The following is a 21388-nucleotide window of genomic DNA, read 5'->3' as shown; positions in this document are numbered from 1 at the left end:
AAAATACCTGTGGCTAACATAGTCAGAGGGGAGTAACTTATCTGTTCAATTGAAGGAACATCCAATTTTGATTCGGACAGAATCTCTTTATCGTCATTACGAAGTCTGCGCTTCCGGTATTGAGAGTAAACTCGTTTTACTAAGTGAGACCTTTGCTATAGAACACGTGATTGATGTTGGATTCAATACAAGTTGAGTCCAATGTCGTTAAACATTCTATAGCACAGGTCTCTATTTTTGTATTTATTTAAAAGGAGTTGTGCAACATGGATGTGAGTTTAATCCTGCCCTATTTATGGGTGCTCTTCGTCTTAGTATTCCTCGAGGGGCTGTTAGCTGCTGATAACGCTGTCGTTATGGCAGTCATGGTGAGACATTTACCACCTAAGCAACGTAAAAAAGCACTGTTTTACGGCTTACTCGGTGCCTTTGTATTTCGTTTCATTGCATTGTTCTTAATTAGTATTATTGTTAATTTCTGGTTTATTCAAGCTTTAGGTGCCGTATACTTACTCTATATGTCAGGTAAAAATCTATATAATTTCTTTAAAAATAAAGATGAACATCCGCATGAAGTGGGCGATGATCACCACTTTGATGATAGCGGACAAGAAATTCCTGTCAGTGCTGGTAAATTCTGGGCTACCGTATTTAAAGTTGAATTTGCAGATATTGCCTTTGCGATAGATTCTATGCTTGCAGCGATGGCAATTGCAATGACATTACCAACAGTAGGCATTCATTTCGGCGGTATGGACTTAGGTCAATTTATCGTCATGTTCTTAGGTGGTATGATCGGTGTCATCTTAATGCGTTTTGCAGCGAACTGGTTCGTGGACTTACTCAACAAATATCCTGGTTTAGAAGGTGCAGCCTTCGCAATCGTCGGATGGGTAGGTGTGAAACTGGTCGTACTCGTCTTAGCACATGAGGATATCGGCATATTACCACATGACTTCCCACACAGTGCGTTATGGCAAACGATCTTCTGGTCTGTCATGATTTTACTTGTCCTTATCGGATGGTTAACATCATTACGCCATAATAAAAAACAAAATAGTTAATCGTACACACTCGTCTAAGGTTGATTTTTGAGCGTTGCTTCACATAATGAAGTAAAGTTTGAATCAACTTATGACGAGTTTATTTTTTATGCGCAGGGACAATGATTTAATTAAGCAAAGTTCGTGCGTCTATGGCATAATATAGGGATAGAACAATTTTGATTAAAAATGTGACCACATCTTTATATGTATGAAGCGTATCGTGTGATACATAGTGGTCAGTGCACAACGAGGTAAGGAGGATTTTTGGTGGATAGAGATAAGAAACACGTGATACCTAAATCACAATATCGCCGTAAGAGACGTGAATTCTTCCATAATGAAGAGCGTGAACAACGTATTAAAGCCAATCAACGTGAAGCGGAAGCCTCAGCTGAACGTGAGCGACAATTAGCTGAGAAGAATAGAGCACGTTTAGCAGAAAACGAAGAAAAAGCACGCATTGAAAAATTAACGCAAGATGATCACACTTCCCGTGATGATCAGGCAAATTACATAGATGAAACGGAGACACCTTCTGAGCAAAAACGCGTACCTTATTCAAGTGTTAATGATAATGATGATATCGAAGATACACTTTCTGATTCAGAACGCGAAGCAAGTGATACAGCATCACAAACTTCGGACAAAGATCTAGACGAGGAATCCACGTCTGATGATTCGCTAGAGACAACAGAGGATGCGGGTTCATTTTCAACCTCTACAGATGAAGAAATTGAAAGTGAGGATCATACGCGACCAAACGAATTAGAAGACACACCAAACCGTTCAGATGAATATGATGCAGAAACAGATGAAACTGCTGAACCACACACGTTTGACCACCGTGATGAAGATGATGCAATCGGTGCTGCTCTTGCAAATAATAAACGAAGAAACGGTTTGAATGTAGATGAACGAGCGACTGAATCGACCGATGATACGTTATCACAAACTCGTGCGGATGAAGATGCCCAACTGGATACACCATCAGATCAACAACGGACACCGTATAGCAGTCTTCATAATGATCAGCATACTCAAGCAGCAGAGGAGAAAACGCAAAGCACAAAAGCGCAAAAATCAGGTACACCATTATTCGGTAATCATAAAAGCGACAAAGATCATAATCGCGAGTCCGAATTTGATTTGAATGACATGCTGGAAGGTGTGAAAGCGTTCTTTAAAAAACACTGGCCTAAACTCGTCATTGCGTTAGGCGTGATTTTATTGTGTCTGTTAATCTTTTTAATCTTTAACAATGTGAATCACAATAATGATAAGCCGAATATTTTCAGTGACGATGGAGATAAAGAATATACTGAAACGATGAAAAATGCGAATAATGCTGTAGATTCTGTCGTGACAGTAGAAAATAATACATCCGACAATCAATCTTCTACAGAAAAAGAAACACAAGGTACGAAACAAGATGACGAACTGGGTTCTGGTGTCGTTTATAAGAAATCCGGGAACATCGCATACATTTTGACCAATGAACATGTGGTCGGCTCACATAAAAAACAAAAAATTACCTATGACGAAAAGGATACAGCTATTGGTGAAGTCATCGGTAAAGATAAAAATTCTGATGTCGCTGTTGTCAAAGTGAAACTTAAATCAGATAACAATGTGAAAAAAATGCCAATCGGTGATTCTAAAGCGCTTGTATTAGGTGAACCGATTATCGTAGTGGGTAATCCATTAGGTGTTGATTTTAAAGGCAGTGTCAGTGAAGGCATTGTTTCAGGTTTAGATCGACATGTGCCGGTCGACGTCGATAAAGATGGTCAAGATGATGAACTCATTCATGCTATTCAAATGGATGCGCCCGTGAATCCAGGTAATTCAGGTGGTGCAGTGATCGATAACAAAGGCAAACTCGTCGGAATTGCCTCTCTAAAAATTGATATGGATAATGTAGAAGGCATTGCGTTTGCTTTACCAATTAATGATGTGATGGACATTGCAAAAGAGTTGGAATCTAAAGGTAAAGTCACTTATCCAGAAACAGGCGTAAAAATTGCGAACGTTGCAGATTTAGATGATAGTGTGAAATCAAGCATGGACATTCCAGATGACGTGAATGGTGGGGTTGTCGTTGGAGAAGTGAAATCAGATTCTCCTGCTTCTAAATCTCATTTGCAAAAAAATGATGTCATAGTAGAATTAGATGGGAAAGATATTGAAGACACACTAAGATATAAACAAGTGATTAATCAACATAGAGAAGATTTAAACACATTAGATATGAAAATCTATCGAGATGGCAAACTTAAAAATATGAAACTAAATCTGAAGTAGTGTTGAGGTGAATTCGTATTGTCCATTCTCAATCAGTTATTAAGGAAATCTAGTCCTCAACAAGGGATTGTGATGTATTACTTATTTGCAATCATCGTGGCGTTCTTATTGCTTAACTTACCGTATGTACATAAACCCGGGGTGGATGTAGACCCACTAGATTCCTTATTTCTTGCCGTTTCAGGTGTCAGTGTCACTGGGTTATCACCCGTAAACATTGCAGATACCTATACCATGTTTGGTCAAATCATCATCATGGTGATTTTAAACATCGGCGGGATTGGTGTCATGGCGATCGGTACGTTACTCTGGGTGGTATTAGGTAAACGTATCGGTATAAGAGAACGCCAATTAATCATGTTAGACAATAATAAAAACAGTATGAGCGGGACCGTCAAACTGATCCTCGACATCGTGCGCACGATTCTGTTTATTGAAATCGTTGGTGCGATGTTGCTCGCGTTTTACTTTTATAAAGATAACCCAGATTTGAAATATGCGGTCATGCAAGGTATTTTCGTGTCGGTTTCAGCAACGACGAATGGTGGTTTAGACATTACTGGTAAATCACTCATTCCTTATGCGAACGATTACTTCGTGCAAACGATCGTCATGTTCTTAATTATTCTCGGCTCAATAGGCTTTCCAGTACTGTTAGAAACGAAAGCTTATATTAAAAATAGGGTGACCAACTTTAGATTTTCATTATTTACTAAAATTACAACAGTAACTTATTTTGGTTTATTTATTTTCGGTATTATAGTCATTTTAATTTTGGAAAATAATCATGTATTTGAAGGGATGAGTTGGCATAAGAAATTATTTTATGCGCTATTCCAATCTGCTACAACACGAAGTGCAGGATTACAAACCATTGATGTGAGTGAATTTACTGACGGAACGAACATGCTTATGAGTTTATTGATGTTCATTGGTTCCTCACCAAGTTCAGTAGGTGGTGGGATTCGAACAACTACATTTGCAATTCTGATCTTGTTCTTACTCAACTTTAACAACACCAATGAACGTTCTTCGATCAAAGCATTTAACCGCGAGATTCATATTTCAGATGTGCAACGTTCATTCGCAGTCTTTATCATGGCAACGATACTTACATTTGGTAGTGTGATTGTCATGCTCGTCTCTGAAGGCGAACAGATGTCACTCATTCAAATCTTCTTTGAAGTCATGTCTGCGTTCGGTACGTGTGGTCTGTCACTCGGTGTGACAGGCGATTTAACTGAAGTATCGAAAGTGGTACTCATGATCTTAATGTTTATCGGTCGTGTGGGCTTAATCTGCTTCATCATTATGATTGGTGGCCGACGTGAACCAGATAAATATCACTATCCTAAAGAACGTATTCAAATTGGTTAATATAATAAAATGAGTTCATCAACTTGTACATTGAAGTTAAAAATCCTCATTGCTACCTAAAAAAGTGCAATGAGGGTTTTATTTGTAAATGACAATAGAATGTGAGTTATAAAATTGCATCACTCGTGATACACTAAAATAAAGCGGAGGTGTGGAGATGGCTAAAAATGAAACGATAAAAATTGATGTTATAGCAACGTCTGACATGCACAGTCAGTTTTTAAATGGGCCCCATGGTTCAAACATTTATCGCGCAGGGACCTATGTAAAAGAAGTACGTCAAAACAACGATAACGTCTTATTACTCGATAGTGGTGGAAGTCTCGCAGGATCAATTGCTGCCTTTTACTATGCAGTCGTTGCCCCTTATAAACGTCATCCGTTAATAAAATTAATGAATGCAATGCAATACGATGCGAGCGGTATTAGCCCGAAAGAATTTAAATTCGGATTATCATTCTTTTCCAAAGCAGTGGCATTATCACGATTTCCTTGGTTATCTGCCAATATTGAGTATGCACAAACAAGAGAACCTTATTTTTCTACACCATTCACGACAAAAATTTTCAACGGGGTAAAAGTTGCTATTATCGGTTTGACGTCGGAAGGTTTAATGGACCGAGAATACTTTGAACTCGAACCGGAAGTACGTATTGAGAAGATGCTTACGTCTGCGAAACGTTGGATTCTTTATATTTATGAAAATGAAGCACCAGATTTCCTCATTGCGATATACCACGGTGGCTTAGACCGCTTAAGTCAATCTCACGTCGATCGCGCACTTAATGCAAATGAAGCAGAAAAGCTCATTAAAAGCGTAGGGGTCATTGATCTATTAATTACGGGACATCAACGCCAGACGTATATTGGCAATGATGACAAAACGGTCTATGTCCAAGCAGGCCAGAATGCAGAACAACTGGTCCATATTGAGTTGAGTTTTATCAAGCATACGACATCGTACGAACTCGAGCACGTGACGCCTCAAGTCATTGATTTGAATAAGTATGAAGAAGACGACATGCTATTGAATACAACGCACTATGATCGAAAGGCAGTTGAGTATTGGAGTGAAGAATGTGTGGCAGCGAAGCCTGTAGAGATGCATATAGAAGGGTTAGAAGATGTTGTGACAACCCCGCATCCATTTACACAACTCCTACAAGATAGTATTCAATCCGTTTATACCAATGCGATTAGTTGCGTCCATATGCCGAAAAATGGTGAGCATGGCTTACTGGGAATGGTTACACATCATGATATTTATAACGCCTGCCCACATCCAGATTACCCAGCTGATATAACGATTAAAGGCCAAGATATTAAAAATATACTTGAATACAGTTATGCGCATCTCGCCTTTAATGAAGGAAGATTGAGTTTAACAATCGTGGATGAGACGCTGTGTACGTTCTGGCAAGGATTTGAGTATCATATTGATATGAGCGCACCGCCATATCAGCGCGTGACGCTAGAAGGCATACAGTTAGATCATAATTATCGTGTAACGATGACAGACTATTGTTATCGCAGCTTTAAACACATGTTACATGACGCTTATATCCATCAAATTTCAGATACGACACTCGGTGAATTAATTGCTGATCAAATTGCGCAACAGGATTACACGCCAAAACTCAAAAATAACTTTACCGTACAACATTAATACACGATAAAAAGACAGCCTCAATGAGCTGTCTTTTTTGCTTTATTGTTGAATTGTAGAGGGTTATTCACGACTTGCTGGACGCAAATATTTCATACATTCCAGAAGTCTTCTACTTGCGCGAGAATATCACTCGCAGCCAATTGCGTCGCCTCATGAATAGGTGTGCCCGTTTTTTCCATGAAGTACTTAATCAATTCATAACCACATGTATAACCTGCCGCATGTGGCAGTCCTACAGGTTTGCCACCACTTTGTACGGTCATATCATCGCCGTATAAATAAGGCATCGCTTCAAATAAATTGTTGATGTCCAAGTGTGCTTTAATCATAGGCTTAACCGTTTCTTTGAGTGTTGTTTCGTCTACGTTTTTCGCCCAGGGGCCAACGACATCTGAGCCATACAATGCTTCTACAAAGTTTTCCGCTAAGCCTTCAGATACAATCATTTCCGCTAAAGAGCCACCGTCCCATTGAACGAACTGATATCTGATATTATGATTCATTTCATGCGCAATTGCTGCTTTCACACGCGCTAACGTGTAATCATTAGGAACGAGGGAGATAAAGAGGTAACCAGGGATACCGCCATCACCACTGTAATTGCTATTGAGAGCCATTGCTGGTTTTTGCGCATCGCCGAGAAAGGCTGAAAATGTATACGTCTCAACAGTAGGATGTACGTCGTGATTTTCAAAATAATCGATTGCCTCTTGCATCGCATTCTCACACGTTTGCCAAAAATCATCGTCAAATTGTTCTACTAATGGTAGATGAGATGAATTAAGATCATCTGCAGCGATATGCATAGAATTATAAAATGAGATGACATCAAACCCGTTGAATGGTTGATCGAAAGGGATGTGCTGTATTTTGAATTTTTCTTTAAAAGGTTCCAATAACTTTGATTTTAAATAGGCATTTTTCTCTTCTTGTAATTCCAAATCATGAATAATCGTTTGGTAGACGTCATTGGAATGAATGATGTTAAATTGTGGCATGTGTCTACACCTCCAAATATAGTATACACAAAAAATAATTTAGCCAATGTTAAGATTAAATGACATATTTAACAAAAAAGGGATGAAAAAGATGAGTTTTTTAATATGAGCTTAAAAAAGGCTTCAACGTTACGTAGTAAAATAGGGGTATACTCGATAAGGATAAAGTATTGTATTAAAAATGACGATACTCACAAGTGAAGTATGAGTAGAAGCGGTAAGACAACGTTAACAGCGAATTGGGAGGGGGCTATTGAGTTTACTATGCCCACTGTAGAATAGGCCTCAAAAGTGTCCTTTTTGTTCGATTTTACTATATTTTGTCACAAAATAAAAAGCCCAAAACCTTGTCATATCAAGGTTTTGGGGTATCTCGAAATTATCAAAACGGAAACGGAGGGATTCGAACCCTCGCGCCGCTCTCGCGACCTACACCCTTAGCAGGGGCGCCTCTTCAGCCAACTTGAGTACGTTTCCATATGGCTCCACAGGTAGGATTCGAACCTACGACCGATCGGTTAACAGCCGATAGCTCTACCACTGAGCTACTGTGGATTAATCTGTTGAATATGTATCTCTTATCAAGCACAAATATAATTATAGCAACTACAGTGAATTTTTCAAGAGGTAAAGTTAAAAAAATTAGCGGAATATTTACACTAAATTAATATAATACTCCGCATTTTTTGGTTTTACATGGGACAATCTGAATGAGATAAGAATAGATAGGTAGCTACTTTTTCTCTAAAATTGAGTATTTGGCTAGTGCTTCGTAAATATTAAGTTGTGGCTTAGAATAGTCAATGGGAGCATCTGGATCAAAGGTTGTGACACTTGCGAGACGATCCATCATATAATAATAGAGGGCTGTATTGAGGAATTGATGATTGATACTATGTGCTGAGACGTTAGGTGTGACGGTTTGTTTATCGACAAAAATGATTTTACATTTTCTATCTTTGAGGGGTTTGATCGATTTAAGGTAGTGAATGTTAATCCATGCATTTTCTTGCTTTCGATCGGAGTGGGTAGGAAAGAAATAAGTAGGGAACAGTGGCGTGAATAATAGCGGCGGTTTACTTGTAATACCTGTAATACGTATCGTATCTTCTTTTTTGTAAGCATAGGTGCTGCCATAAAATCTGCAAGAACGTTCGATGATCTTCTGAGTCCGTTCTTTGACGGTGAAGGGCTCATCGTTATACTTTAATATCGTAGTTCTTTCAAACATATCATGGACTGAATCACTAGGGATTAAAGCCATATCTCCTTGTTTAATGACATAATGAAAATTCATAAAAATGCCTCCTTTTCGGTTGGGATGTAAATTAATAATATACGACCGATAACGTAAAATAAAGGCATAAATTAAATTATTTTTTCAATATAACACAATTTAAAATCAGCTAAAAGTTCGCTTCTATATTTTAAAAACTGTAATCTTTTTGACGATGTGAAAGTACTAAATAAATATCTGAAAATTCATTGATTTCAAAACATATAAGATGTATACTATTTCTATACAAATTGAGTAAGGAGGAGACTATATGGAACACTATACTTACGCACACAGCAATCAGCTTGAACAAATGATTAAAGAAGTCAATGAGATTGGTGTTGGTTATATCATTGAAGAAGCATTGCGCAATGTGAGAAAAAAAGAGTTAGAAGCATACATCGATGAAGCACTCAAAAATAAAAATAGCGAGGATTTTAATCGTTATGTTACAGAATATCATCAATTGGAGGATCGTTTTGATGATTAACTCGTGTTTGCACCAATCATTGAATGAATAAAAAAGGTCTATTTCTATGCGACGTAGCACATTAGAAAATAGACCTTTTAATTTATATTCTAATTTCGGCTTAAGACATCAAACGAATGAGTTCGTGGCGATCTATGTCACCAAAGTATTGATATAGATCATATGGTGATAACGCTTCTTTAATACTATCAAAATCATGCAATGTACCTTCTAGGGCATGTTCTAAATCTGCGACGTTATCTTCACCGAAGAAGTCTCCGAATATTTTAGCGTGTTCGATACGTCCTTTTTTCACGTCAAATTTAACTTGTACGAAGCCTTTTTCAAATTTTTCTTCACGTTCAAAATTATAGTTTGGATTTTGTCCATAATTCCAATCCCACTGTTTGTATTTACGTTGGCTTAATTCTTCGATTTTTTCCCAGTCTTCATCTGTCAGTACATATTCTTCAGCGCTCGCTTCTCCAAAAATTGATTTCAAGATAATTTGTTTAAGCGACGCAATGTCCATCGGTTCATCTAAAAATTCTTCTAAGTTAGCGACACGATTACGCACGGATTTAATCCCTTTTGATTTGATTTTCGCAGGGTTCACACGTAATGCATTTTGAACCTCATTCAAATCACTGTTTAACATGAGTGTACCATGACTAAACATTCTATCTTGGACTTTCACCATTGCGTTTCCTGAAATTTTTGCGTTACCGACTTGAATATCATTTCTACCTGACATTTCAGCATCGACACCTAAAGATTTCAATGCTTCTACAATCGGTTCAGCGAATTTTTTAAAGTTGTGGAAACTGTTACCGTCATCATCTGTAATAAAACTAAAGTTTAAATTTCCAGTATCGTGATAGACAGCACCGCCTCCAGAAATACGACGTACCACATCGATGTTATGTTCGTCGACATACGATTTGTTCACTTCTTCAATCGTATTTTGATTTTTCCCAATAATAATGGATGGTCGATTCACATAGAATAGAAAATAACTGTCATCATTCGGCAAATATTTTAATACATATTCTTCAATTGCCAAATTGAGTGTTGGATCTGTGATATCGTGATTACTTACAAATTTCATAGTGCTCCACTCCTTTGCCTTTTATATAAGCCCTTATGTTAGTTATGCTATATTTTATGTAAAAATGCAACGATTACATCGTTGTTTTTCAAAAGAAAGTATAATCCTTGAATGTTTTAAATTTACAATGATATTTGTTTATTTGTTAGAATGTTTTTAGTACAATATTATCTAGTTAGCACTTTGAGGAGGTTAGAAAATGACTGTAGCAGAAGTAGGAGATATTGTAGAATTTTATGACGGTTTAAGAGGCCGTGTAGAAAAAATCAACGATAACTCAGTCATTGTAGATTTAACTATTATGGATAACTTCAATCAATTAGATCTACCTGAAAAAACGGTGATTAACCATAAAAGATATAAAATAGTTGATCAAGAAGGATAAAAACATGAAAAAAATCTCGAAAGCTTTAATATGGTTTATTCTTAGCTTCATTGTATTTCACATTATTCTCATCGTTATGTGGGGTGAAAAACAAGAGTACTGGTATTTATATACTGGTATTATGCTAATTGCAGGCATCAGCTATGTGTTCTATCAACGAGATATAGAATCCAAACGATTACTGACATCAATCTTTATTGGTCTGATTACATCACTGATATTAATTGCAATCCAACTGATATTAGCTGCGATTTCATCAGAAATTAAATATACGTCATTAATAAGAGAACTACCAAGAACTGGTGTTTATTATAAATGGCAAATGTTTGTGACGTTAGTATTTGTGATGCCATGTCATGAGCTTTATATGAGATCCGTTTTACAGCGTGAGTTAGATAAACTGAATTTCCCAGCATGGTTAAGTATCATTATTACAGCATTGTGTTCTGCATCACTATTTATCTATTTAGATAGTATGTGGATTGTGATTTTCATTTTCTTATTACAACTCGTGTTATCATTGAGTTATTTTTACACGAAACGCATTGCTACAACGATTGTCGCTCAGATTGCTGCTGTCGTGATCTTATTACTATTCCACGCTTAGGTATAGATTTGAGTTACAACGTATGATTCGTTAGTGACACTTAACTGGTGAAAACGACAAACCGATATATACAACACTCCATTTTAAGAAGCTAAGGTGAACCTTAAAGAGTGGTTATGTTCGTATACTTTGCATATGAGGAGATGCATCCTACTAGAGGATGTTTCTCCTCTTTTTTGTTTTTTGGAAAATGTGTTCATGTCATATGGTAGGACCTTTTTTGGCTCCCTGTCCCAAAATATTCGATATATAAGATAGACCAATGATAAGAGGGGAGGTCTTATGATGAATTACGATATTCATGTGGTTAATCTGTATTATTTGTTATATTCAGGGAATCATCAACTCATGTATGGCTTATTCATTCTAATGTTTGCGGACATTGTTACTGGTGTCCTGAAAGCTTTTTATCTGGATGAACTTTGGAGTCGCCGTGCGATGTTAGGGTACATTAAGAAAATTGCTTATATTTGTGTACTTATCATGACGAACTTGATTGATCTTATCTTTCATTTGAATGGGTTACTCATCAATAGCTCTGTCTTGTTCTTTGTCTTAGGAGAGGCAACAAGTATTTTAGAAAATGCGATTGCACTCGATGTCCCTGTACCAGATTCAGTTAAGCAGCGTTTAAATATTCAAGCGAAGAAAGGGGAATGATAGAATGAAATAGTTTATAGCTTATTGGAATGGTGTGCCTGTTTATCGGCAACTTTTACCCATCGGTTCGAGGCGCTCAGGGCAAAAGATGACGACAGGTCAGCCGATATTTACTGTGTTTCACGATACTGGGAATATTAACAGTACTGCACAAAATAATGTCGATTATTATATCAATACCTACAATATAGATATAGCTCGTACCGCTTCTGCGCACCTCTTTGTCGATGATCATGAAGCCATCGTCTGTATACCTACTGATGAAAAAGCATGGCATGTAAGATATGACACGACTCAAGATGTGCAATGGTATGGTTATCATGCTAATGATGCAGCAATTGGATTAGAGGCTTGCTATTTTACGAGTCGCGCACGTACCCTCAAATCGCTTGATAATGCTTGTCGTGTAATGGCTGCACTTTGTCGGTCGTGGCATATTAATCATTGGGACCACATGCCAGGCCATCAAGATCTACAGCAAGATAAACAAGATCCAGGCAATTTATTAGTAGCATGTGGTTATCGCAGACACGACATGACCGTCATCGATCAGACTGTTGCCAAATACTTATAAGCAATAACACAAGTCAAAATGAAACCCAACTTCCTACAACATTGATATGAGTGTTTGTAGGAAGTTTTTTATACATAACGGGCTTTTATGAAGCAGTTAACTAGGAGCCACCATCACAACATGACGTATACAGTAAAATCATGGTGCAAAGCTGATTACTTTAGGTACCTATGTGAGTTAGATATACTGGAGATGTAACACAAATTAAAAAGATAGAGGGATATTTATGATTAGAAAGGCCGAAGCAACTGATAAGTCCGCTTTAGCAGAGCTTGATTACATCATTTTAGAAGAACTCGAAATAGAACATGTCAAAAAAATTGAAAAATCACGTTTAATCGATGTGCTTGAACAAAGTATTGTTGATGTGAACTATCGAGGTCATTATAGTCACGCTTGGGTGGATGAAATTGATGGAGAAGTTGCAGGCTGCTTAGTAGCTTATCCTGGTAAGGATGAGCGTCAACTAGAAGATGCATGGATGCAAATTGACATGGACGATGATATTCGTGAATTAGGTCAACCGATGCCGTTAGAAGAGGCAAACGATGATGAATGGTATATCGAAACTGTCGCAACATTCCCTGAATACAGAGGCAGAGGCGTTGCTACAGGATTGATTAAACACGTGGTGAATGAACACCCTGAATATAAATGGAGTTTAAACTGCGATGAAGAAAACACAAATGCGTTAAGACTCTATAAAAAATTAGGTTTTGAACGTGAAAGTGACATTGATTTATATGGTCACCTTCATCATCATATGCTCTTAAAATAATATAAAAAAAGAGGTTGAGACATGGATTGTTTAGATGAAACAACTTGTCTCGACCTCTTTTATTTTTATTAAATTCCTGCGAGTAGTCCACTGATATAAATACCTAGGGCATAGAGCAGACCAAACATTGTATTCGTTTGCCCTGTCGCAGCCATCGCTGGCATCATCGTTGCAGGTGTATCATTTTTCTTGAAGCGGTTAATCACTTTAATAGGCATTGGGAAGGAAAGTAATACGAGTAAGTAGAACAATGATCCTTCGATTTTAAACAATGCTGTAAATACAACCCATAGGTAGGCGATGATATACATCGCAGCCATTACGATGATAGATAAACGTTTACCGAGTAAGATGGGTAGGGTTTTACGACCTTTTGCCTTATCTTTAACACGGTCACGAATGTTGTTCGCCATATTGATTAAACCAATCGTAATGACGATAGGAATACTCATCCATACGGCATAACCATCAAGTACGCCCGTTTGGATATAAAACGAAATTAAAATAATAATCATACCCATGAAGAGACCTGAGAAGATCTCACCGAGTGGCGTCCATGATATTGGGAACGGTCCACCAGTGTATAGATAACCCACTGCCATGCACACAAGTCCAACCGGTAAAATCCAGAGCGAACTTTGGATGGCTAGAAATATACCGATAAGTGCTGCGATAATGTAGAAGGCAATGGCTAAGTTGAGCACTTTTTGTGGCGTCATATCTTTATTGACGATGGCGCCGCCAATCCCAACGGATGTCGGGTCATCCAATCCTTTCTTAAAATCGTAATATTCATTAAACATGTTCGTTGCTGCTTGAATCAGTAAGCAAGCGAGTAACATGCCTAAGAATAATGATAGTTTAAGATGTTCTTCACTACCTAAGAGGAACAGTTTCGCTGTAGCCGTTCCGACCAACACAGGAATGACTGCAGCAGTTAAGGTATGGGGTCTCATGAGTTGCCAATACTTACGCACAGTAGAATACTGTTGATATTGAGAAACCATTATATTATTACCTCTCATCTATTAGTTTGTTTAATTGATAAATCAAATTAATTTTAATAGAAGAACTATGAAAGGTCAATCATGCGACCAGTAACGATAGATTCACGGTAGATACTAGTACTGTTTGTGTTAAAAATGATATAATTTTATAATGAGTATAATTAGAAATACGAAAGAAGTGACATGAATGACGGTGGAAGTCAAAGTAGACGAAATTACCGAAGCTGTATATGAAAGTAATCGAAAATGGGTTTCTGTAGAAGCTGAGTTAGACTATGCCTTAAATCCAGTGACACTTTTTCAATTAACTGAATCAGACTTTGATGATCGGTTTTATTTTCGTAAAAATGATGACAGTATGTCATTTTTCGGCTACAAAGCACTTAAAAAATATAAAAATGATGTAGAAAAAAAACAATCTATCTTCCACGAATGGGAAAAAGATAGAAAAGAGATTTCATTCATTCATCCATGTTCAGAACAGCACCATCTTAAGTTATGCGGTGGCTTTCAATTTTCTGCACATAAATCAGATGATGAATGGAGACAGTTTGGCATCAATCACTTCATTTTACCTGAAGTATTAGTAACAATAAAAGGTGACCATTCTTATATCACGTATACCACAGAACGTGAAACATTTGATATCGGCGACTTTCAAGCGATTATTTCTCACTTAACGTCTACAGTTGAAGCTACACCTGAAGACATGGGTGCAATCAAAAAACAAGATGATATCTATAAAGATGAATGGCGTGATTTAGTACAACAAACCATCGAACAATTAGATGAAAGTAAAAAAATCGTGTTAGCACGTCGTCGTTTATATTTATTTGAGAAACCGATTTATATTCCAATTATTTTACAACGCGCATTACAAAACGAATTTAATAGCTATATCTTCATCTTAGAATCAGGCGACAGCATCTTCTTTTCACAAACGCCTGAACAGCTCATGGAAGTGAATGACAATGTCTTATCTACAAAAGCAGTGGCAGGGACAATAAAACGTACACATGATGAGGCGAAAGATCAAGCGAACGTCAATGCTTTCTTAGAAGATGAGAAGAATCTAAATGAACATCGCTTTGTCGTGAAAAGCATCTTAAATGATATCGACGACTATGTCGAAGATGTAGAATATAATGATATTCCTGATATTCTAAAAAATGATTCTATGTATCATCTATACACTGAAATCAAAGCACCATTAAAAGATGGCTCTTATATCGGATTATTAGATTATCTACATCCAACCCCTGCGTTAGGTGGTTATCCGAAAGATGAAGCGGTAGAGTATATTGAACAGAATGAGTTTGGGACAAGAGGACTATATGGTTCCCCAGTTGGGTTTATCGATATTTATAATAATTGTGAATTTATCGTTGCCATTCGTTCAATGTTAATCAAAGGGAATCAAGCTACATTATTTGCTGGTTGCGGTATAGTGAGTGACTCTGTAGCGGATAGTGAAGTCGCTGAAACAGCTGTGAAATTTACACCGATGATGCGCGCGTTAGGAGTGGAAAATCATGACAACAACTAAACATATTGAAGCGTTGACGAAAGAGGTCTTCACATTTGTATCTGAATTATATGCCTATGGTGTACGTGAAGTCGTGATAAGTCCTGGGTCCCGGTCAACGCCGTTAGCGATTGCAATCGAAGCGCATCCTGCCATGAAATCATGGGTTCATCTGGACGAACGCAGTGCTGCCTTCTTTGCGTTAGGATTAATTAAAGGAAGTGGACGTCCTGTAGCAGTATTATGTACGTCAGGAACTGCTGCAGCGAATTACACACCAGCCGTCGCTGAAAGTCACATGAGTCATTTACCATTAATCGTGCTTACGAGTGATCGCCCGCATGAACTGAGAGGAATCGCTGCACCTCAAGCGATTAATCAAAGTCAAATGTTCCAAAATTACGCTGCATTTCAATTTGATTTTCAAATTGCTGATGAAGATCAACCGAACTATATGGTCGAAACGGTACAATTTCAAATGCAAAAGGCAAGCCAATATTTCTACGGACCACATCGAGGCCCGATTCATTTTAATATCCCATTTCGCGAACCGTTAACACCTGATTTGTCGATGACAGATTGGTTAACTACGCAGCATAAAACCATCCCGCAATATCAAAAAACAGCATCGTTTGACCGCTTAAACGCATTGTTTAGAAAAGAACGCGGGTTAATCATCGTCGGAGATATGCAACATCAAGAGATCGATCAAATCTTTACCTTTGCAACCATACATGAGATGCCTATTTTAGCGGATCCATTAAGTCAGCTAAGACAATATGATCATCCAAATGTCATCACAACGTATGATTTATTATTACGTGCGGATTTACCACTAGATGATGTACAATTTGTAATTCGAGTAGGGAAACCAGTCATTTCTAAAGCGTTAAACCAATGGCTGAAAAGCACAGATGCGTATCAAATTCTTGTCCAAAATCATGACGAACCTGGTAGTTTCCCAGTGCCGCCACATATCACGTATGAAATGTCTGCTAATGACTTCTTCAGAGCGTTAGCAGATCAACCTGCGAAACGCAGACATCACTGGCTCAGTCAATGGCAACAGTTGGAAAAACAAAGCCGGACTGAAGTAAAACGACATATGAAACAAGCGACAGATGAAGCGGCATATATTGATCGGTTATTGAAAAAATTAACCAAAGACGATCATTTATTTGTTAGCAATAGTATGCCTATCCGCGATATAGATAACTTATTAATCGATTGTAAAGCGAATGTCTATGCGAACCGGGGTGCTAATGGTATCGATGGTGTCGTTTCTACTGCATTAGGTATGGCAGCACATAAAAAAGTGACGTTATTAATCGGAGATCTTGCATTTTACCATGACATGAATGGTTTATTAATGTCTAAACTCAACGAGATTCCATTAAATATTATTTTGCTCAATAACGATGGAGGGGGTATTTTTTCTTATTTACCCCAACGTTCAGCAGCAGGAAATTATTTCGAACGCTTATTTGGTACACCAACAGGTCTCGATTTTAAACACGCAGCACTATTGTATGATTTCACATTTGAACGCATTGAATCATTACAAACGTTTGAAATGACGCAGTTATCCTCATTTGGTGCACACATCTATGAAATAGTGACAGATCGTGACGATAATCACGCACAACATCAGGTTTTATATCAGAAGTTAGGTGATTTGATACATGCTTTATTATAATTTTTACGAGGGGCCAGAGTCGTCAACGAAACTCCTAGTATTATTACATGGATTTATCAGTGATCAAACGACATATGAACCTTTTATAGAAGATTTTACTGAGCACTGCCATGTACTCACAATTGATTTACCTGGCCATGGTCAAGACGTATCGGATATGACGCAAACGTGGGATTTCCCTTTCATCGCACAAGCTTTAGATGAAACATTGTCTCAATTTGAGCGTTACGACATTTATTTACAAGGATATTCTATGGGAGGTCGCATTGCACTTTATTATGCATTATATGGTAAAATTGCATTAACTGGACTCATATTAGAAAGTACGTCACCTGGTATCCAGAGCGAGGCAGATCGAGAAGAACGACAAAAGGTCGATCTTGCTAGAGCTAAAGTATTAGAAATAGCAGGGCTAGAAGTCTTCGTTAACGATTGGGAGAAACTCCCGCTATTTTATACGCAAAAACAGTTACCCAAAGCACAACAACGCGCCATACGTGAACAACGTTTAAGTCAGCAACCAGAGCGTTTAGCAAAGGCTTTAAAGGATTATGGGACAGGCTTTATGCCTGATATGTGGTCACAACTCCCACAATTAGAGGTACCAACGTTATTAATGACCGGTGCATTAGATCAAAAATTCAACCGTATTGCGAATCAGATGTCTAAAGAGATTCCGGATGTACAACAAGAAAACATTCCTGACTGTGGACATACGATTCACGTGGAAGATGCAACGAGATTTGATAAAATGGTATTAAGCTTTATAAATTAAGGAGGACAAACATGACAAGAACATGGGAGGCAATTAAAGAATACAAGGAAATTAAATATGAGTATTATAATGGCATTGCTAAGATAACGATTAATCGTCCAGAAGTGCGCAATGCATTTACACCTAATACCGTACAAGAAATGTTAGATGCCTTTAGCCGAGCTCGTGACGATGAACGCATCGGCGTAATCATTTTAACTGGTGAAGGAGATAAAGCATTCTGTTCAGGAGGAGATCAAAAAGTACGTGGTCACGGCGGCTATGTTGGTGATGATCAAATTCCTAGATTAAATGTTTTAGATTTACAACGCTTAATTCGAGTGATTCCTAAACCAGTTATCGCGATGGTAAGAGGCTACGCAATCGGTGGCGGTAACGTATTAAATGTAGTTTGCGATTTAACAATTGCTGCTGATAATGCAATTTTCGGTCAAACTGGTCCTAAGGTTGGTTCATTTGATGCTGGATATGGTTCTGGCTATTTAGCACGTATCGTCGGTCATAAAAAAGCACGTGAAATTTGGTATTTATGCCGTCAATACAATGCCCAAGAAGCGCTTGAAATGGGCTTAGTGAACACAGTTGTACCATTAGATGAAGTCGAAAATGAAACCGTGAAATGGTGTGAACAAATCATGCAACACTCACCGACTGCCTTACGCTTCTTAAAAGCTGCGATGAATGCTGATACAGATGGACTTGCAGGCTTACAACAAATGGCTGGAGATGCAACGCTATTGTACTATACAACAGACGAAGCCAAAGAAGGTAGAGACGCATTTAAAGAAAAACGCAAACCTGATTTTGACCAATTTCCAAAATTCCCTTAAGTAAAGTTAAGCTTAAAAGCGATTGTCAGCTTAGAATTTAACTTGACAATCGCTTTTATTTTATGTCTAAAATGGTTCATAAAATTTTATAAAAAAAGTCTATCCATTTATATAGTTTTTATCATTAATTAATTGATTGGTATTTATTTTCATTTAAATATATTTGACACTTATAAATATACGTACTATATTAAACTAAACGAGGTGAGTGTATATGACAAATCAATACGATGACGAAATGAGAAAAGAACTCTGCTTCTTAATCTATGTTTCACATAAAGAAGTAGTTAATCAATTCAATCAGTATTTGAAACAGTATGATATTAGTTTTCCTAACTATATCATGCTCTTGTATTTAGATAATGACAGACCGATTTATGTTAAGACGCTTTGTAAGGAACTTTATCTAGATTCTGGTACGATTAGTCCGATTATCAAACGATTAGAGAAAAAAGAACTGATCAATCGTGTGCGTACACAAGAAGATGAACGACGAGTACAAATTCATTTAACTGAAAAAGGTACGAAATTAAAACAAGACTTTAATAAAATTTCTAGACACGTATTTGGACAGTTCAAAATGAGTGAAGAAGACGCAGTAGAATATTATAGAATACTACGTAAATTCACTGATAATAACATTATTGACAATGCTGATAAAGAGGACTAAGACAAGCCACATTTAGACAAGGTGATTGCTTCAAATTGATACAAAAGAAATTAAGTTCAGTGAAACGAACACAAAGGGACAATATGTATTCATAAAAAAGCGCAGTTGAAAGTGCTATGATTAAAGACTTTCAATCGCGCTTTTTATTTTGCTAATTGATATATGTTCGGTTGTTTAAAAGTGGCGAATATACAAGCGTGTTTTGTTAATCAGTCGTAAAGGTTTCGATTTTTTTCTAAGCTTAACGATAAGGCGGCCTATACCTCGTATATAAGCATTGTTTTACCTATTTCAATACGAACTACTGTTTTTGAACTTTGTCGGATAGCGGGTACTTAAATAACGTTCTAAGCGATCCATCCCTTCTTGAATAGATGCTATGTCATAAGCATACGAAATACGCACATGGCCTTTGCCTATTTCAGTAAATGATGAGCCTGGAACCATCGCTACATGCGCCTGTTCAAGGACGTCGACACAGAAATCAAAATCGTTCTCCGTGTAGTGTGAGATGTTAGGGAAGATATAGAATGCACCTTCGGGTTGCGCATCGAGTTGGAAACCTAAGGCTTTGAGTTTATCACTCAAATAATTTTTGCGTTCGATATAAGCATCATTCATCGTTTGAGGTGCAGTGATGCCTTCGTTCAAAGCAGCAATCGTTGCGTATTGAGCGGGTACATTTGCGCAAATACAGTTATATGCATGCGCAAACGTGAGTTTCTCAATTAAATAGGCAGGGCCTAATAAGAAGCCAATCCGTATACCTGTTGCGGCGTGCGATTTACTCAATCCACTAATTAATAATAATTGGTCTCTAATCTCAGGAAATTGTGCAAAAGAGACATGCGGTTGAGAAAATGTATTTTCAGCATAGATTTCATCACTCAAAATAAAAATTTCATGATGTTGTAAAGTGTGAGCAATCGATGAAACTTCTTGGTAAGATAACACAACGCCTGTAGGGTTCGATGGATAATTCAAGAGAATGGCTTTGGTGCGTGAAGAAATATGGTTTTCAATCGCTTGTGGTGTCACTTTATAGTTTGTGTCAGACGTATCGATGAATACTGGAGTTGCGCCTAACATTTCAATAAGTGGAATATAGCCTGCATAGGTTGGGGCAGGAATGAGTACCTCATCACCTTCATTTAGAATGCTTCGTAATGCAGTATCTAATGCTTCTGAAGCACCATTGGTCACGATAATTTCTCCTTCAGCATCATATGTAAATCCGTAGCGAGATTCGAAATATTGACTGATGGCTTCTCTCGTTTCAAGTAAGCCTTTATTATGCGAATAGGCAGTTTGATCTTGTTCAATCGCTGTAATATAAGCTTGTTTAACGACGTCTGGCATCGGAAAGTCAGGCTGTCCTACTGTGAGATTGATACAGTCATCGATACCTTTCATACGATTGGAAAATTGTCGAATACTCGGCGGTCTCAAATATTTAGAATATGTATTTAATGCGAGTTTCATCGCGTTCACCTCATTTGTTGCGTTTTATTGTTCAAAATGATTTATTGAACATATGTATAGTTATTTTTGAAAAAAACATAACTCAATTTTTATTGACTTAATTTTTTAATAATTCTCATTTTAACATAGAGAGAAGCAAGAACGGGAGTTAAAAC

20 protein-coding genes and 2 tRNA genes are annotated in these 21388 nt (G+C 37.4%); 15 read left to right on the top strand and 7 right to left on the bottom strand.

Annotation, left to right across the window (positions count from 1 at the left end; genetic code table 11):
- The first annotated feature begins 266 nt into the window (after window positions 1–266).
- The 4 genes from ACSBRB_RS03750 (at window position 267) to ACSBRB_RS03735 (ending at window position 6390) form a co-directional block, all read left to right on the top strand.
- Window positions 267–1064, top strand: coding sequence for a TerC family protein (locus tag ACSBRB_RS03750; RefSeq protein WP_435031676.1), 798 nt, complete (start codon window positions 267–269; stop codon window positions 1062–1064).
- A gap of 249 nt (window positions 1065–1313) precedes the next feature.
- Window positions 1314–3347, top strand: a complete 2034-nt coding sequence (locus tag ACSBRB_RS03745) for a S1C family serine protease (RefSeq protein ID WP_435031675.1) — start codon at window positions 1314–1316, stop codon at window positions 3345–3347.
- An 18-nt stretch (window positions 3348–3365) separates the two neighbouring features.
- A complete protein-coding gene (locus ACSBRB_RS03740; RefSeq protein WP_435031674.1) occupies window positions 3366–4724 on the top strand; it encodes a TrkH family potassium uptake protein in 1359 nt (452 codons plus the stop codon).
- 157 nt (window positions 4725–4881) lie between these two features.
- Window positions 4882–6390: a bifunctional metallophosphatase/5'-nucleotidase gene (locus tag ACSBRB_RS03735; protein ID WP_435031673.1), complete on the top strand. Its 1509-nt coding sequence runs from the start codon at window positions 4882–4884 to the stop codon at window positions 6388–6390.
- A 92-nt stretch (window positions 6391–6482) separates the two neighbouring features.
- On the opposite strand, the gene ACSBRB_RS03730 is transcribed toward ACSBRB_RS03735, so the two are convergent.
- The 4 genes from ACSBRB_RS03730 to ACSBRB_RS03715 form a co-directional block, all read right to left on the bottom strand.
- Window positions 6483–7391, bottom strand: coding sequence for a DUF2268 domain-containing putative Zn-dependent protease (locus ACSBRB_RS03730; RefSeq protein WP_435031672.1), 909 nt, complete (start codon window positions 7389–7391; stop codon window positions 6483–6485).
- 388 nt (window positions 7392–7779) lie between these two features.
- A tRNA-Ser gene (locus ACSBRB_RS03725) sits at window positions 7780–7868 on the bottom strand.
- 3 nt (window positions 7869–7871) lie between these two features.
- A tRNA-Asn gene (locus ACSBRB_RS03720) sits at window positions 7872–7946 on the bottom strand.
- Between the two features lie 178 nt (window positions 7947–8124).
- On the bottom strand, window positions 8125–8694 hold the full coding sequence (locus ACSBRB_RS03715; RefSeq protein ID WP_435031796.1) for a competence protein ComK: 570 nt from the start codon (window positions 8692–8694) through the stop codon (window positions 8125–8127).
- 244 nt (window positions 8695–8938) lie between these two features.
- Here ACSBRB_RS03715 and ACSBRB_RS03710 point away from each other — a divergent pair, with 244 nt between their 5' ends.
- Window positions 8939–9157, top strand: a complete 219-nt coding sequence (locus ACSBRB_RS03710; protein ID WP_435031671.1) for an IDEAL domain-containing protein — start codon at window positions 8939–8941, stop codon at window positions 9155–9157.
- 100 nt (window positions 9158–9257) lie between these two features.
- Here the strand turns inward: ACSBRB_RS03710 and lplA are convergent, their stop codons facing one another.
- Window positions 9258–10244 (bottom strand): lipoate--protein ligase, encoded by a 987-nt coding sequence (lplA, locus tag ACSBRB_RS03705; RefSeq protein ID WP_435031670.1) that lies wholly within the window; start codon window positions 10242–10244, stop codon window positions 9258–9260.
- A 199-nt stretch (window positions 10245–10443) separates the two neighbouring features.
- Between lplA and ACSBRB_RS03700 the strand changes: the two genes are divergently transcribed.
- The 5 genes from ACSBRB_RS03700 to ACSBRB_RS03680 all read left to right on the top strand — a co-directional run bounded on the left by ACSBRB_RS03700 (window position 10444) and on the right by ACSBRB_RS03680 (window position 13248).
- Complete coding sequence (locus ACSBRB_RS03700) at window positions 10444–10629, top strand: YkvS family protein (protein WP_059106500.1); 186 nt, start codon at window positions 10444–10446, stop codon at window positions 10627–10629.
- 4 nt (window positions 10630–10633) lie between these two features.
- Entirely contained in the window at window positions 10634–11236 is a 603-nt protein-coding gene (locus ACSBRB_RS03695; protein ID WP_435031669.1) for a CPBP family glutamic-type intramembrane protease, read from the top strand.
- A 285-nt stretch (window positions 11237–11521) separates the two neighbouring features.
- On the top strand, window positions 11522–11896 hold the full coding sequence (locus ACSBRB_RS03690; RefSeq protein WP_435031668.1) for a phage holin family protein: 375 nt from the start codon (window positions 11522–11524) through the stop codon (window positions 11894–11896).
- Between the two features lie 88 nt (window positions 11897–11984).
- On the top strand, window positions 11985–12470 hold the full coding sequence (locus ACSBRB_RS03685) for a peptidoglycan recognition protein family protein (RefSeq protein ID WP_435031667.1): 486 nt from the start codon (window positions 11985–11987) through the stop codon (window positions 12468–12470).
- A 226-nt stretch (window positions 12471–12696) separates the two neighbouring features.
- The gene (locus ACSBRB_RS03680) at window positions 12697–13248 is read left to right on the top strand and encodes a GNAT family N-acetyltransferase (protein ID WP_435031666.1); all 552 of its coding nucleotides are present in this window, start codon (window positions 12697–12699) and stop codon (window positions 13246–13248) included.
- Window positions 13249–13316: 68 nt separating this feature from the next.
- Here ACSBRB_RS03680 and ACSBRB_RS03675 read toward each other — a convergent pair whose 3' ends face one another.
- The gene (locus ACSBRB_RS03675; protein WP_435031665.1) at window positions 13317–14255 is read right to left on the bottom strand and encodes a 1,4-dihydroxy-2-naphthoate polyprenyltransferase; all 939 of its coding nucleotides are present in this window, start codon (window positions 14253–14255) and stop codon (window positions 13317–13319) included.
- Between the two features lie 187 nt (window positions 14256–14442).
- Here ACSBRB_RS03675 and ACSBRB_RS03670 point away from each other — a divergent pair, with 187 nt between their 5' ends.
- The 5 genes from ACSBRB_RS03670 (at window position 14443) to ACSBRB_RS03650 (ending at window position 19751) form a co-directional block, all read left to right on the top strand.
- Window positions 14443–15801 (top strand): isochorismate synthase, encoded by a 1359-nt coding sequence (locus ACSBRB_RS03670; RefSeq protein ID WP_435031664.1) that lies wholly within the window; start codon window positions 14443–14445, stop codon window positions 15799–15801.
- Entirely contained in the window at window positions 15788–17476 is a 1689-nt protein-coding gene (gene menD, locus ACSBRB_RS03665; protein WP_435031663.1) for a 2-succinyl-5-enolpyruvyl-6-hydroxy-3-cyclohexene-1-carboxylic-acid synthase, read from the top strand. The genes ACSBRB_RS03670 and menD overlap by 14 nt, the downstream gene beginning before the upstream one ends.
- Window positions 17463–18251 (top strand): 2-succinyl-6-hydroxy-2,4-cyclohexadiene-1-carboxylate synthase, encoded by a 789-nt coding sequence (menH, locus tag ACSBRB_RS03660; RefSeq protein WP_435031662.1) that lies wholly within the window; start codon window positions 17463–17465, stop codon window positions 18249–18251. The genes menD and menH overlap by 14 nt, the downstream gene beginning before the upstream one ends.
- A gap of 11 nt (window positions 18252–18262) precedes the next feature.
- The gene (gene menB / locus ACSBRB_RS03655; RefSeq protein WP_435031661.1) at window positions 18263–19081 is read left to right on the top strand and encodes a 1,4-dihydroxy-2-naphthoyl-CoA synthase; all 819 of its coding nucleotides are present in this window, start codon (window positions 18263–18265) and stop codon (window positions 19079–19081) included.
- 214 nt (window positions 19082–19295) lie between these two features.
- Window positions 19296–19751 carry a MarR family winged helix-turn-helix transcriptional regulator gene (locus ACSBRB_RS03650; protein WP_435031660.1) on the top strand — a complete coding sequence of 152 codons (456 nt, stop codon included), beginning with the start codon at window positions 19296–19298 and terminating at the stop codon, window positions 19749–19751.
- A 291-nt stretch (window positions 19752–20042) separates the two neighbouring features.
- Here ACSBRB_RS03650 and ACSBRB_RS03645 read toward each other — a convergent pair whose 3' ends face one another.
- Window positions 20043–21233, bottom strand: a complete 1191-nt coding sequence (locus ACSBRB_RS03645) for an aminotransferase class I/II-fold pyridoxal phosphate-dependent enzyme (RefSeq protein WP_435031659.1) — start codon at window positions 21231–21233, stop codon at window positions 20043–20045.
- Between the last annotated feature and the right edge of the window lie 155 nt (window positions 21234–21388).

Origin of the sequence: Staphylococcus auricularis (genome assembly GCF_051172115.1) — a bacterium.
Lineage (GTDB): Bacteria > Bacillota > Bacilli > Staphylococcales > Staphylococcaceae > Staphylococcus > Staphylococcus auricularis_A.
Note: the sequence above shows the minus strand (reverse complement) of the source record. Positions and strands in the feature narration are given on the sequence as shown.